Source organism: Bacteroidota bacterium, assembly GCA_039111535.1.
In the GTDB taxonomy this organism is placed as follows: Bacteria; Bacteroidota; Rhodothermia; order Rhodothermales; family JAHQVL01; genus JBCCIM01.
This window is the reverse complement of the sequence record JBCCIM010000151.1, coordinates 1-16,582: the sequence shown is the minus strand read 5'-3', so window position 1 is coordinate 16,582 and position 16,582 is coordinate 1. Positions and strand designations below refer to the sequence as shown.

General features: G+C 52.6%; 2 protein-coding genes. Both read left to right on the top strand.

Annotation, left to right across the window (positions count from 1 at the left end; all coding sequences use genetic code 11):
- Nucleotides 1-298: 298 nt before the first annotated feature.
- Nucleotides 299-10,882 (top strand): hypothetical protein, encoded by a 10,584-nt coding sequence (locus tag AAF564_19545; protein ID MEM8487755.1) that lies wholly within the window; start codon nt 299-301, stop codon nt 10,880-10,882.
- Nucleotides 10,883-10,886: 4 nt separating this feature from the next.
- Nucleotides 10,887-16,511: a hypothetical protein gene (locus tag AAF564_19540; protein ID MEM8487754.1), complete on the top strand. Its 5,625-nt coding sequence runs from the start codon at nt 10,887-10,889 to the stop codon at nt 16,509-16,511.
- Nucleotides 16,512-16,582: the final 71 nt, after the last annotated feature.

Sequence of the window (16,582 nt, the reverse complement as noted above, 5' to 3'; positions counted from 1 at the left end):
GCTCCATTCAAATTGCCTTATACCATAGTTAGTCGCTTTCTTCATTAAAGATTTGGTACAGTCGCTGGCTGTAGAACGCTATCGAGCCAGCATGCACAAGGCGTATTAAATTGCTTGTATGTCAAGGTCGCTGTCTATTTTTAATCAAGCCATTCTAGCTTCCCACGCTGCTTAAAACGCACGCGCATGATACCACGTCGCGTCTTTTGCAGGGAAAAGACTGTACCGTTTCCGTTTGATTTCTTACCATGCTGCAAGTTCGCAGGTGGTATGTGCAGTGTATTAGACCCCAACCTTCATGACCCTGCAGGAACTCCTGGATGCGCTCGATGCGCTTTCCAATCCAGTATCTTTTGAAACCATCAACAATGAATTGCTGGCGCCCATCAACCAAATCCCATCGGTTGATATTCCAACAGACCTGTTGTTTGGTATTGCCTCTGAAATACCATCTGGCGAATTTAGTGATGGGGAAACGCTGGGCGTAGCCTTTTCAGCTGCTGCAGATCAAAGCTGGGCATTGATTGAGGGACTTTTTACCATTTCAGCGCTTACTGTTTCGCTGCAATGGACGGTAGCAGGTGCATCCAATGAAGACCAGCAGGTCTCGCTAACCACCGGCACACTAACCGGCAGCTTCGAATTTGCCGGCGAAACGATTATCCTCACCTACGATTTTACCGCGCCGGCCTCCGAAGCTCTTACAGGTACCTTCCCCTCCATCAACCTGCAACAAATCGTTTCCGAATACCTCACCTCTGTCACCCTCCCCGCAGAATTTCCCACCATCGACTTTTCGAACCTGCCGATTTCCATAGATCCCGATAATCGCTCCTTTACGTTTAATGGTGCTTCAACCAGTCCCTGGACACTCATGGGCGACACACTGTCGCTGGACCAGGTAACACTTAACGTTACAGGGGCACTGGAAGGCGATGAAGCCCTCTCTGTAAACGGCGCTATTTCTGGTCGATTGCAATTTACTGGCGCCGATGCAATCCTCAGTTTTGCGTTTGGCGAGGCTTATGAACTAACGACCACCGTAGAGACGCTCGACCTTGGTGATATCATTACCACCCTCGTTAGCAATGTATCCAACATTGACATTCCTGATGGACTCCCAGAAAGCCTCACCATCAATGATGTAATCATCACCATTGACGAAGAAAATGACGCGTATTCCGTCCGCGGTCAGTCTGAAGAAGAATGGGTCGTTCTGGAAAACCTGTTTGCCATATCCAACCCTGCCCTGGACTTTACCGTAACCCTTGACGAAGAAAATGAGGCACAAATCGAGGGTGGCCTCAACGGACAACTTACCGTTGCAGAGGTAGATTTCAACCTCGGTTTCGACTTTACTTCCGACACCTTCAACGTGTCCGGCAACCTGGCTGATGGACAAGAAATTAGCTTTTTTAAACTGGCATCGGACATTTTCGCGGATGATCCCATTAATTTCCCAGAGGCACATGACGTTACCTTCCGCGATCTTACTCTTGATATTGCTCCTACTGATGTTAGTAATGGCACGTACACCTTTGCCGGCACCGCGGACTTAGCATGGGTACTCATTCCCGGTGTCATTGAACTGGATAACATTGCACTTGCCCTGACCGTTGCAACGGATGGTGATCCCACGGTTACAGGCATTCTTGCCGGAAATTTGGACATCGGCGGCAAAGCCGCTGCTGTTGGTTATGGCTTTGACCCTGAAGGCCAGGAATTCAAGCTTTTTGCCGAACTACCGGACCTGAGTTTTACCGAAATCATAAATGGCCTCCTTGAACCCCAGGGCATTAGTATCCCCACATCCATTCATGATTTCAGTTTCTCCGATATAGAAATTGAGGTACGTCCGGAGAGTGGCATATACACCCTCCGAAATAACCGCGACGAAGAAGGTTTTACCTGGGAAATTCTACCGGGCTTATTCAGTCTTACCCAGGTCGGCATTGAGTTCATTGCAGAACTCGTAGAGGACAGCGTTGAATTTCAGGGGGGCATCAAAGGTATGTTGAACCTCGGCCCTGATGTTGCCATCATGATGGCATTTGAGTTTTCGTCGAGCGATTTCAAAGTCGATGGCTCGATCGAAACCATGAAACTGGGAAGCCTGGCGGAAGGCCTGCTGGCATCAGCCGGCCTCGCGGTCGACCTGCCCGACGTAGATATAGCGGGACCGGACCCCAATTCCCCCATCGGTATTTCGATTCTGCCCAATGAGCTAGACTTTTCCCTCGTTGGATCTCTTGATGGCGAGGCACTTTCATTCTACGGTATTAACATCGATATACCCGCTGTCTCCTTTACCATTTCAATTCACAAGGAGCCACAGCCGGGTGGCGCAGAAGACGCCTGGGTATTGGCATTCAGCCTTGATATAAGCAACACACAAGCCCTGGCTGTATCAACTAACTTCGCCTGGGTTCGAGACTTGCTGGGCGAGCAATTGCGTGAATTGCATAACGACCCTGATCAGACGGGCGATGCGCCGCTTATTTCGTTATCCCTTACGGCAAATAAAGATGTCGAAATCACCATATTGAAGACGGCATTGGGCAATGCGGCATCCACAACCTTTCTCGAAGGATTTGCGTCTGAAGACTGGACGCCCGATTTCAACTTCAACACGAGCGACTTCACCTTTCCCTTTCTCAACCAGAGCGGCGGAGATGGCGCCGCGCCGGCTACTGCCGCACGTGCTGATAGCCCAGACGCCCTTGCGCTCACGGCTAACCCTGCGCCGGCAGCCCCTGCAAATGAAAGCACGAATACCGAAAACGACGACACGCCCCTAGCCCAGGCAATTTCAGTCAAGTGGCCCGAGCTAAGCGATGTTGATTTTGTAAACGGAGAAATCGCGATTCCGGTCGACATGTTCATCACCCTGGGCACGGTTGTCCTGGAGTCGGGCATTGCGTTGTTTTTCAATATCTCAAAAATGGCGTTCCGGGTCGAACACTCGGGCGGCATAGAGATTTTATCAGACCAGGAAGAACTCACCACGGAAGACGGTTCACCGCACGAAATTTTTGGACTTGAGTGGCGCTTCTTCGGTGAGAAAAAAGAAGACCGCTACCACCACTTCACGCTCGTCACAAAAGACTTTAACTACCAGCTCCAGCAAGCACCCGGCGCCCGCATTGAGGTTGCTTATACCAAAGCCAGCAAAGACCCGATCAAATTCCAGATCACAGATTTTGCGTTAACGTCCAAAGGGCTTACCGTTACGGCAGATGTACTCGACGACCCAGCGCGGCTTAACGGGGTTGACACAAAATTTCGATTCGGTGGCAGCCAGCTCAAAATTGTCGAAAACCGGATCCAGGATTTCACGCTCAGCGGGTCGGGCCCCTTGCCACCCGACCTGGTTGGGGATGCTATGGTCGACATCTCAATGCAATTCCAGCAGCGAGATGGCGCGCTCACGCTGGTTGCCGGCGCGGCCAAACTTCGGGGCAACAAAATCCTCGACGCCAAAGCCACCCGGTTCCAGTTCTCTATAGATGCGATTGGGCTCAAGTTTGTAAACGATGGGCAAATCCACCTCTTCTTTACCCTGACTGGCACAGCGCGGTTTGTGTTGGCATCCGGCGATGACAAAAACGGCGCGCTGGCCCTACTACCAACCATCCAAATTGACCTCCACGAGTGTCCACTTACAGGTGACGCAAGTGTCATCGCGCAACACGTTAGCTTCCTGATCGAACTGCCAAAGCCTGTTTCCTTCCCTATCTTTGGTGCCTACCAATTTGAATTACGGGCGATCGGGTTTTTGCCCAATTTTGAGGTATTTGACGCGGCCGCGATGCAACTTACCGGCCAGGTCAAGTTCGCCCAGGGCCCAGGCGATACGGCCAATAACGAACCAGATTATCACGCGCTCTACATCGCTTTACCAGAACCGGGCAGCTTCTTGCCACGGCTCTACATGGACCGCCTGCCGCTGAGCATACAGATGGGTGAAGCGTTCAAACTGGATGGCGTGTTGGAATTTCTTAACAGTGACCTCGAAAAAGGATTTGCCGGCGAAGGGGTGCTGGAAATCAAAGGCTTACCTCCAATTGCTGCGTCTTTCGCTTTCCTGCGCGTACGCAAAAGAGAAACCGACCCCTTTGTTCGAGCGTGGTTTATCTTCATCGAGTTACGCCAAGTCAGCTTCCGGGTGCCTGTCCTGGAGTTTTACATCCGTGAGATTGGTCTTGGTTTTGGGTATCGCTATACGCTGGTTGCCATCAAAGCTGCAGATGAAGCCAATGACCTGGGTGAACTGATCAGCGAGCTCAAAGTGCTGTCGCGTACGGCCGGCGACCTTTCAAAGCGCGATCGTTGGGCCGTAGACATCGAGGAGCCCGGCCAGGATCTGCGGTGGACGATTGTATTCCGTGCGATGATTTCGCAGCTCAGCGCAGCCCCTTCCCCACTCACGTGGAATCAGCAACGCGAAGAAAAACTGGCCAACGCATTTTTGTTTGATGCAGTGATCGCTTTTCGGAGCGACCTCACCTTCTTCATGAATGTGCGGGGTTGGATCAACACGAGCTACGGTGAATTTGTCAAACAAAGAAACAACGACAATCAACTCGAACCGCTGTTTAGCGGGTTTGTATTCCTGTGGCCAAGACAAAAACGATTCCTGGCACACCTCGCCTCGAACCCCAACGGGCATTTGGGCAGCAATCCCAAACTCCCTTCTTTTGTCGAAGACGCTGTCCGCAACGGGCAATTTTCTGCCACATTGCTCATCGAACCGAGCTTGATGCACTTCGAGTTGGGATGGCCGAACATGCTCAGATGGGCCAATAAAATCGGCCCTCTAAACGCTGAAATGCGGGGTGGCTTCATATTTCGTATCTCTGATAAAGAGATGGTTTTGGGTATCAGCTACACTGCGAGAGCAAATCTTAGAGTAGAAGCCGGCATAGACCTGGGGCTCGTAGGCGCCAGCCTGCTTGCTACCGCTGATGCAGCACTGGGCGCACGCTTTATTGGCGTCATCGAGTTTGCCGACGGCAAGCCTACCGTGTATGGTGCCATCGGCATGGAGCTGAACATTCGAGTGGACATAAACCTGTGGATCAAGATTCCGCTGCTATTCAAGACCATCAAGCTCTCCTATAACCTGACCTTCCGGCTCAATTTCACAGCCGGCCTGGAATTAGGCTTCGATGGACTGAACAGCGCAGGCCTGCGCGGCTCGGGTTCAGTCTCGGTATCCGCCATGGGACACCGATTACACTTCAGTGCAAAATTCAGTACAAACGGGAGCGCAGTCACCGCTGCTAAACAAACAACGGATCGTTTCCTCAACATAGGACTCGAAGCAACGGAAGTAGAGCCTGTCCCGGGGATCGAGTCTGAGGTTACAAGCAGCGCTGCCATAAGCGGTGACGCCACAACCGCAGCAACAGTATCAGCAGCAGCAGCCAGAAACACGTTGACTTTCGGTACTGCCAGTGCAACCGCATTTGAGGCAAATACAGGAATTTTCGAAACGCCTGACTACCGCATTTTTGTTATTCGCGACAACCAGCGCAACGACGACTTTGTCTACTTCACGCTCCTCCCTCGCGGTGAAGGTGACGTACTTGAAGAAGCTGACAGCAAACCGGGCTTTTTACCCGTCCCGCCCGACGATGAACTCGATCTGGCACAAGAAGCTTATGCTGACTTCACCCTCCAATTCTCTGCTTCACCCGACATACAAATTGACCAATTCGACCCGTTTGCAGGCGATTGGCAGCCGGCTTTTGACACTGCTGAGCCTATAGCTACGTATTCCTGGAAAGCCAACTGGCATGCCAATATTTTTGAGGATATAGAAGAGTTCTCCGCTAAAGAAGGAGAAGAGACTACTCCAGTTGAGGCTGATGATGCGGATTTTGCAGAGGGCATGACCCTTCGCGCCTATTTACGCACAGCATACATCACAAACGCTTTTGCGCAACCCACTGGTGATGCTGAAGAAACCACCGGAGAAGCTACCGCATGGCTGCCTGTTAGTGACCCGATGAGCTATGTAGATCAAGGCACTATCGAAGATCAGCGGGTACACAACCCGTCGGATAATGCTTTTGAAGCAGCCGTGCGCGGCGCCCAGGAGCAATTTCAGGGTTCACCGTTCTTCAAACGCGACCAGAATCTCAAATACGACCAGGCCCTCGAAGTAGCGTTTCAGGAAGACCGGACTATATATACTGCGACCGGTTATACCCCGCGAGTCTCCTACGATGGCGTCCTGCAAAACGATGAAGCCACCCTGCAGACCAAGCTCATCAGATCAGACTCGGCATTGGTCTGGATGGATGAAGCGTTCACTGATGAAGAATACAATGCGCTCAAAAGAGTAGCTTCCAGCGATGTAGCAGAAGCAGCAAAGGTTGGCGAACTCATCAAGCTGATCGAGGACATGGCCAAACAAAAACAGGCCATTCAAGTGCGCAGTCTTGTGATCAATGACCTTATTCAGGACGCAAGCGCCTTTGCGGATGCACCAGATGACAATCGCCCGGACATCACCGCTACCTCGATCCCGTTCAACATGGGTCTGGTATTCAGGGTAAAAAAGGAGGATATGCCTGGCTGGCTAACGGATGATCAAGCTGCTGACGCCCCTACCCTCTTCCAGCGCAATACTACGTCAGCCACCACTCCTGATCTGGCCGCCCCCCGAAGTGTTACCACGTTCAATATCGACCTCACAGATTTTGGCACAAACCCACCGCAATTCCAGCGGGTAAGGCACTATACAGATGCCAGTACCGTCGCCATTACATGGGACCTCATACAATCTTTCCCCGAGGATTCAACGCTCACAGCAGCGCAACGCAACCCGGACCACAACCTGCTCCACTATGAAGTACGCCGCTTGCCGCTTGATGGTAGAGACAGAGAGGTTGTATACCAGGTGAAAGCAGCCGCAGCGCTTTGCCCCGCTGATGAAGATCCCGGAAGCGGCAGTACTGAAAACATTGGCATCGGCTTGGACCTGCTGAAGCCTCGATTCCAGGTTGTAGATCATTTTACAGAGGAGTCTGCAGAAGATCTCGCCGCATTACCTTCTGAAGGCCGAAGTTATCTTTACACCATTACGCCCGTTGACTACGCCGGCAAATCAGGCCATCCGCTAACGCTCGTCGCCACAAGATTCCCCAACGAACCACCTCGGGTCCCGGTGAATGGCGAACTGGTTGTCACCTATGAACTGGATGATGCAGACGTTGCTGTTCAGCAGGTATCAAATGAAGCTGCTTCAACACCAGAGATTGTTACCCCAACGTCAGTAGAAGTTACCTGGACCGAGCCGGCCGATCAGCGAGATGGGCCGCGCGTAGCCATCAAAGACCACTTCCTCATCTTTAGAAAAGAGACCACACTTCCCATCGGGAGCTACGGACTGGATAGCGCAACAAGCCGACCACGCAGTAAACAACTGCCCACCTCCAATGCACGGGCCTTGCGATCCGACATAAAGATTCAACTTCAACTCGCCAAAGATGAAGATGGCAATATCATAGAAGGGCGTGTAAAGCGCGCGACTGTGTCCATTGAAGCGTTACAGAATCAAGGCGTTTTGCCTGTAACACCAGCAGAGGCGCCGCAATGGCGGCCTGAATCCTGGCGCGTATACTTCCAAACAGTTTCCACGAAAGATGTCCCCTCTGCGCTGAGTCCGGTACAACTGGTATTCAGGGTACAGGCAGAAGTCGACGACGCCTTTGAAGAACGCCGGCCGGCTGAACTTGAATGGCTGCCCAAACCCATACGGATGGCCATGCTGCCGCCCGAGGATCAGCGTGCAATCACAGGCCTGGCGCATTTCCCGATGCCGCAGGGAAGTTTTGTATTTGGCAGCGAAAACCCTGTCAGCTACAACCTCCACCCCGCTGCGTTACGCGCGATCCGCTTCAGATGGAATCAGGGCCCAAGCAATCAGCAAGACTATCCGTTGGATCTTACCGCAGGATATGATCTGCTCCAGCTTGATATCGATGCGCACACCACAGACACCTTTAATGAAGCGTCCCGGTTGGCAGAAGCGTTGCAACAGATTCAGGAAATCCAGATGATTTCAGCTGATGATCTGCTCCTCACACCGGGCGATACACTCAGCACGCAAACGTGGGAAGCATGGTATCCGAGCACAATTCGACGGCTGCTTACACCCGAGGAGCGCATCGAGGGATCAGAGTCTATGTTTGCGCCCTGGTACTCCTGGCGCGAGTCTATTCTGGAGTGGCCAGCCTGGCCCGGCCTGACGGATGCCGCGGGCAGCGTGCGCGATGAGCAGCTGCACCCGTTTTTACGGACCATTGAAGGGGCTTTCAAAGGAGAAGCCGTCGTTGAATTCGAATGGGAAGACCCTGTACTCAATGCTTCTGCGATTCTTGACACGCTGCGTAACACGATGGCAAGTGGCGGTACGCTTGCGGATGATGCCGCATTCAGGTTTGCCGAAGTAGAAGCCGGCATCGAATTTAGATTTAGACACCAGGACGACATACTCAGCTTTACGGCCCGGCTGGAAGCGGGTAAAGTAAGCATCTATATGAGCTACCGTGCGACGCTGCAAACCAGTCCGCCCCTACAACCAGGTGACCTGAACGCGCTCATCAACAATACCCCTGCCGGCCCAGACCCGTATGGCTGGGGTATTCTGCAACGATTTGGCCTGTCAGCAACCCTTTCATTGCAGAATGAAGCTGGAGATATCGTAACTGGCGAGGAATTAATCAATGCAATCCAGTTTGTCCTGTTCTTACAGCCCGAACTTGACACCACCCCTCCGGACAATTCCGAAAGCACAGAAGCAGGATACCGCAGGTTCGTATGCATCGAACAACTTTATCAGCGCAACAAAAGTGTGAGCTTGGAAGACGGCACTACTGAACCTGATGCACTGCTAGGCATCATTCAGATTAGCCTCCGCCCTGTAGTTGTGCCAAAACGCGAATACAAACGGATAACAATCAGGCGTAAAGCCGGGCTTGATGAGAGCATATCAGACCTCCGTGCCCACCTGGTATTTACGCATCAAGAACCGTTTTCAATGATTGACCAGGCCAACGCAGCAGCCGGCCAGACTACGGTTGAACCCGAATTTGCAGAAGACGGCACAACCCCTATCCCCGTCAAGCAAACCTTCCAGTTGCCCTTGAGCGGTACCACGAACATACTCATCCGTTGCCGGCGCTCAGCGGGGGACGACGCATTTGCCGTTGGCCTGTCGCAAGACGAAGCAGACATCGCCGACAATGCCAACATAGAGATCGAACAAAACTCCTTTTTCGCGACGGATGACCTTGCAACCTACTTTACCGTTCCACTCGACGCGTTGACGGATGAAATCAGTAGTGCCGGGTTCACAGAAGAACAAGAACAGTGGCTACGCCTCAAACGCTATGCTGAATCACTGAACAGTACCGATCCTGATGTCCCGGATGACCAGAAAATCAACTTCCCGGCTTCAGGCGATGCCTTTAGCACACAGTTGCCCGAGATATTAGCCTGGTTACAGCGCTTCATGGACGTTTCGGGAGATATAACCGATACGCCAGCTCTTTCAGGCCCATGGCTGGCAACGGCATATCCGAAATCAGGCACGCCGGCACACGCGACGCCAGACGAAAGTGGCAGGATCACGTACAACCATCTAATAAGAGACGGCTGGGCGCACAATTACAGGTATTATATCCGCCCAAACGACCGGTATGGATTGTTATGGGACAGCTTATTGCAGTCTACTGACCTCTACCCCGCTACAGATACACGGGAGCGGCAAGAAGCCTCGCCAAAAACCGACGCAGGTGGACTTGACGTGGTCATTGAGCGTATTAATCCGGTAGACAAGCCGGTCATCTTGCGCTCAGCCCGACTCGATCCGCCTATGCGTCCGGGGACACCGGCAAAACCGGGGAAAACCTGGGAAGTCATTGTTGGTCAGCACAGAGAGCAGGCACTGATGGAAAAAAATCAGACGCTCGCCCGGCAATTGGCCTACCGACAGATTGCGTTCACGCTTTTGCGGCGGCAAACCTTCAACACCTGGGTTACACAACTCAATGTCCTTTCAGGAGATGACACGGAGAACATCGAACTCATCAGAGTCGAGAACCAGTATCCGGACATCCCCAAATCATACCCTGAATCGCCCGTACATCTGGACCTGACGGCTGACGTTATTGACGAAAGTGCATTGCTAAGTATTGAGCTGCCAGAGCGCATCGGTACATTTCAGCAAGGCGCTATGGTTTTACAGTGGGATGCGCTGCCTTTTTACTATGCCCACAGGCTCATGCTGATCGCGCAAACCACCACGACGGTATCCAAGATCAACCAGACAGAGCAACGCGATTTTGAATACGTTTCCCCAAATCCTGATGCAAACATTACTTATCTGGGAGATGGAGCGCATGACGATACGGTCGACGAAGTCTTTACGATTACTATCGAACTCAAACGCTTTTGGGATTCGTTGCCCGAAACCGCGCAGGCACAATGGCCCAGCGAATCGCCAGAAGTTACGTCTGGGGCGCCTCACCAACGCACCCTGTCTTCACTGCCAGATCCAGAGGTTGTCTACCAGATAATCGAAATCTTTAACGGCAATATCGAAGTGCAATTTGAGGTGTATTTCGACAATGAAACAGAACGTTTTGAAGTCCAGCAACTTGGCAAACGAATCGTTGGGCGCATCGACACCTTGATTTCACCTAACAACTTGTCGGATGCTTTTTATTACCTGACACTCCGGGCGTTTGCAGATCCCGATGAACAAAGCCGCGAAGCAGTGCTGAATCCTGAAAATGTGCGCATTGTGGCGCGCAGGGGTGGTGCTGCGCCAAGTCCATTAACGGAGCTCGAAGAACTTACAACATCATAATGCCATGAATAATATCACGATAAATGGGCCTTTCTGGTCCGCCGTTGTAGATTTTGTAGAACTGGCAGATGTTAGACAAAATACGGCTTTTCGCAATCTGTTCATCGACCATAACCAGCGCACGGACACGAACCCCGACGCATTGCATCTTCCGCAAACCCAGATCGCGCTGTGCTTTGTCAGATCGGTAACGTTGCAACCCGATACAGCTACCACTTATACCTGGAATGTGCGCTCAGGTGCTACCGCACCTTCGCCGGCTTCCCTAACGGCAACCGGGATTCAGGACCGCGTGGCTTCGGGTGAACTTGCCCTTTTAATCCTCCAGGCTGCTTCTGACAAGTGGTCGGAGCCTATTGGATCATTTTCTGAGATGACCTGCCTCGCCGGCGAAATACTGCTTGATCGCCTGGCCCAACAAGGTAACGCAAGAAACAGGCTGTTCAACGATCTCGGACTGGAACTGGTCGACGGCGCATTAAACAACGTACAGACACTAATAGCTGAACGTTCGGGGCACGCCGGCCTGCTCGGTGAAATTACAGTACACGCCAGCGGGGTTTCGCTCTATGGCAAAGTGCAGCTTCCGTGGGAAGATGAAGGCGTTTTCTCAGAAGCGCCCTTCCGGGTAGCGCGTACCTACCCGGATGACGACAGCGCAACACAGCGCTTTGAACTAAAGCCAGAATTCGAGCGATTCTCAGACGCAGAAGCTTCTCGGTGGGAAAGCGCGTGGCTTCAGCTCAGCCGTGACCTTAATCCACGCCACCCACTGAACGGTGTCACGCTAGAGGATAGCGAATTGCTTCCACACTGGGTAACCCTTGAGTTGGTAAACCCGCGCAGCATACCCGACCTGTTTTGGGATATTGCACCCTGGAAAGCCACGCCATTGCTCAATTTCTCAGAGGGCGAACTCAGTCTCATCCTGAGTGATCGGCACCCCTACGATCCGCTCAACCCTCCTATTACGCTGGCGAGACTTGTACCAGAAACAATCCTCATTCTTCCTGCTGGTGATGCGTCAGGGACATTGGAAGTTAAGATCGGTGGTGGTTCTACTGCTGCATCACCCAATTACCAGTGGGGCCAGGTTGATTCAGCTGAGGAAGCGATAACAGATCAACTTACGCTGCATCAATTGGCGATGGCTTTTAGCCCAATAGAAACGCCTGATCGCTTACGAATCAACCAGCAACTCCCTTCCCCCGAATGGAACGACCAGACCACGCCAATAGCGCCGGCAGCTGTTTGGGGATTTCTCCCGCTCGAAAACGGATGGGCACAACTCCCTATTCCGAATTTTACAGAGCAAATATTTCTCGATAGTGAACAGGAAAATGCAAATATAACAGAAAACACTGGTTCTCAATTGCGCGGCATTGTCGCCTATGGCAATGAAGATGTAGAGACCTTGCGCGCGGAGGAAGAAGAACAACCCTGGAATTTAACCATCACCCGTCTCGCGAAAGCATGTGGTACCTGGCAACTTTCCCGGCTATCTAGCGAAGAGGCTACAAGCGGTCGCCGTTATCGCCTGAACGCGATCCAGTTAGACATTGTAGACCCTGAAATCATTCTGAATGGTCTCTTTTGGCTGAGCACCGGCAAACCACGTGCTGAAGATGCTTTGCCCGACATGGAAAACTGGGTAAACGGACTCACCTCCGTTCCATTGCGGACCCATAAACCTGAGACGGACTTATTCCCATCCCCCGTCTTTTTCATGTTCGATCAGATTGTACTTGCCGCACGAAGCAGTGCGGATGCATCGGCCAATCTTGACAGCTGGCGGGCAAGTTATGAGGTTGACGAAAACGTGTTCGATGGGATGACTGAAATCATGCCCACCGGTTCAGCAGAAGACGACCCTGTCAGGAAATTACTCCCAAAAGACTTTTTTGAAGTATACAAAGCCTGGGCTTGGCTCCGCCATCCTACCCTGCCGATGATTCAGGCGCTTCCCATGACGCAGAATGAGCTACCGCCGAATTACCCTAATCGAAGCCGGCAACTTGTACCGTTCGAGTTGCCCGTTGACACTGATCAAAAGCCGGTAAAATGGGCTTTCGGCGTTTCAGACGGCAACGGAGCCTCGAGATGGCCAAAGTTAAGCGATGATGCGTTGCCGGCGCCAGCCACAGCCTGGCTTTCCTATCAACCCGAAGAGAACGGAGCGTCCGCAGACAGCACAACACCGGAGGAAAGCGCATCAAGTCCGGATGGCGCTGCCACTGACCTCTTCGACTTGCCGCTGATTGCCCTTTCCCTTCCCGGTCTAATCTTCGACGCCAGAGAAGCTGAAGGCTTGCTGGATGGCGCAGCAACCGGTGATGGTGGTATTGACCAGCTAAACCCACAGTTGCGTTTCGACCTGCCGTATACTGATCAGGTTAATGCCCTGGCGCAGCTCCCTCCTGAGCCCCAAAAAACAGACGAAGTCTCCCCGCTCCCCGAATCGGATCCGCCCGAGCCGCCGGCACCGCTCACACGCGAGACCTTTGCAAAGCACTGGCTCCGCATGAGCGAACGCGCCAGCCTCGCGCGCGCTGACGCAACCGACGCGCTTGAAAAAAATGGCGGCAAACAAATCAACAACCTCGTAGAACCGCTCTCATGGCCGGTCGATGAAGCGCGGGTTGATGTCACAAGCTATCCTGGCGCACTCTCCATTCGGGGCAAAGATGCGCCAACGGCACATACACTTGCTGAAGAAACTGCATTACGCGGACTATCAGGCGAATTCTATGACCAAAAAGATGGCACCATCAGCGAAGTACCAACCGACGGGGTTGTATACGAAATCGAAGCCGGCAGCATGGCCGCTGCTCCAGAGATAGCCCAACTTGACGATACAACATCGCTTGTCTGGTATCGAGACCAACGCGGTTTGGCGCGGGCTGCCAGTGCTACGGGAAGGCATTTATTACGAACGCCCGTAAAATTTGCAGCATCAGCGAGTACAACAACAGACAGTGGCACACTCGAAGAACGCTATGACCTGACCACGGCACTTACAGCCTTCCCGCTCAAAACTGGAGATGCGCTGTGGCACCTGTGGTTTAAAGATTTACCTGCTAAAGACGGTGTGTTTACACGCCCAAGGTCAGATACCGCGGAAACCCAGGACCTGGATATCAACGACCCCGAAGCATCCTCACGCGCACACAACTTCCTGACGGGTTATGAATGGCGGCTTGGCGATGAATCCGGCAGGTTGGCCCTCCCTTGTTTTGGGCTTCATTTTTTCCCGCTTACGCTGGTCAAAGCTGTTTTTAACTCCGATGCCGTTACCGAAATACAACTCGACGGCAGGTTGCAGCTCCCGCTTGATGTGCCGGCTGCAGCAGGTGAGGCATCTGCGGCTTCTTATGAACAAACAGATTTCAGCAATATTGTCCGCCTTACCTTTTTGGATGGCGTTATCAGCAAAATTGAACCACAGTCGAACATCATTGAGTGGCCGCTGGCGCTGGATGAAAATGAAGTAACGGATGCCCCTGTTTTATGCTGGCAAGCTGTCAGTCTCGCAGAGATTGATGACGCCTCCGTTCTTACCCTCGATCAGGTTGAGCTTAAGTTTTTCCATTTTGGTACAAACTGGACGATCAAGGATATACCAGCACGCCACTTTAAAGCTGATGGTACAGGCCCCGACCCGATTGTCATAAGCCTTTCTGACCCAACTGATGCATCCCCACTCAAACCGGGTAATATCTCACTCACACTGGATACCGTTACAGCAACTCACAAAGCTACTTTAACGGTAGACATTGCGCTGGGCCGGGAGCGGGTGATGGCAGATGCAAATGCGGGACAACGCAGTTCCTTTGCAGCCCGCACTGCATTTGATTTACTGGCCGGTGATGGAGCCGGCGCTTCCTGGGAATCAGCCACATTGTTCGATGATGTTAACCTGGAAACCGCAGACACGGATTTTCTAATCCAGAACTCGTCTATGCAATTCCAGTGGCTCAAGGAGAAAACAACTTCACCTGACACGGATGGCGTAGCAGGTACAGCAACTACAACTGCTGCTATTCCAGAAGATTTGCAATTACTACCAGGCATGTTCTTAAAGTCTGGAGATGCGCCCGGGTTTGCCGCACTCACATTCAGAACAGATCCGGATGTTTCTGGTGTACCTCGCCTGGTCTTGGAAACCGCGTTCATCGAGGCCCTCTTACATAGCCAATGGAGCAAATTTCTGCAGGATGTCACCTCCCCTGTCGAGACAACACCAGAAGTGGACCCGATCTTCGATTCATCAGCCGGCGATCTATTTTTTGGGTACACAGCTGAATGGATGCCGACCAAAGACGAGGAGACAACGCCTGATGCAGGTGCATGGCGCGAGGAATTGCTACTCAACGGATTCCTGGAAGTAAAGAACCTGGTATCGTGGCCGGCAGGCATGACGCTGGACGAGAACAGAAGCAAGCTCACGCTACCCGCAAGGCAAGAAGCTGATGCACTCGATCATTACCGGCACAGCATCCGTATTCTATTCAATCAACACCAGATCCCAGTCGACCTGATTGTTGTTGGCACCGGTAAACTACTCTTCGAATTTGCCCAGGGTTTGTCCTGGCAATTCCTGGCCGTGGTGGAGCACCAGGTAGTCGAAATCAGAGATGACGTACAACTAGGGCTTGAACGTCGCTGGACAACCGTGCAAGAGGTTCGCATTGCGTCTCCGGCCCAATTCAAAGCTTTTCTACAACAAATAGGATCAGGAAACACGCTACTGCCTACAGGTTCTGGTGAAGTGGGTAGCGCCAGTTATGGCTATCTGACCCCGGCCATCCGCGCAAGACTAAGCGAAGGTACTGATGCAGAACTAGACAAACTGGTCCCCGGCACGTTTATCGTTGAGGCCAGTGCCCCCCATTGGATCAATCTTTCTCCTGCTACTGCAGCAAGCGAGACAACCCTCCAGTTTTTGCCAAACGGCATGCAGGAAGGCATCCTTAGCCGGCCTGAAAACTATGGACCAACCGACCCCAAGTCGCCCCAATGGCTGCTGTTGTCGATGCCTTTCATTGGCCGGCTTCAGAATGACGACAATCCTGACGTTATAGCCTCGGAGACGCCCCTCCATGTCGATCCTGTGAAGTACTTGTCCTCAGCCTTTGAGGATAAATCGCTCGCGACCAATTTGACAAGCTGGGGAGATGACGTGCCCGTAGACGTGCTACTCTCTGGCTTCGACACCACTGCCGGCAGAACATGGGGCCGACTCGACCCGAATACGCTACAGGAAAGCTGGTTCCGCATCCAGCATCCACAAAAAGAGCCCGAAGCAACCGGATTGCAAAGCGTAATGGCAACCCTGCCAGACACCCCCGCTCGCTTGAGTCGGTCTACAGCATTGCACCAGCTATTTAATATTCATCGGGCAAGCTATCCGCCAGCCATCACCACACAGGCCTTGAGCCAAACACAGGTGGCCTCGGCAGATCCTATCGAATGGCGCCCCGAAAGTTGGTTTGTACCCCAAGAGATCAGCCGGGTTACAAGTGAAGATAATCCTGAAGGCTTGCTAGCTTTGTACACGTTTGAAGAAGGAACGGGTACTGTTGTGCGTGATCGATGCCTGGCATGGCGAGCGGCGCGGGCAGCCGCATGATGCCGCGGCCTATCGCGCGTTCCTCGAGGAAATCGGGTACCTCGTGCCCGAGGGCGGCGACTTCAAAGTCG

Bases quoted from the DNA above. Each gene is read 5' to 3' on its own strand.
- AAF564_19540 (MEM8487754.1), top strand. From the start codon at position 10,887: ATGAATAATATCACGATAAATGGGCCTTTCTGGTCCGCCGTTGTAGAT.
- AAF564_19545 (MEM8487755.1), top strand. From the start codon at position 299: ATGACCCTGCAGGAACTCCTGGATGCGCTCGATGCGCTTTCCAATCCA.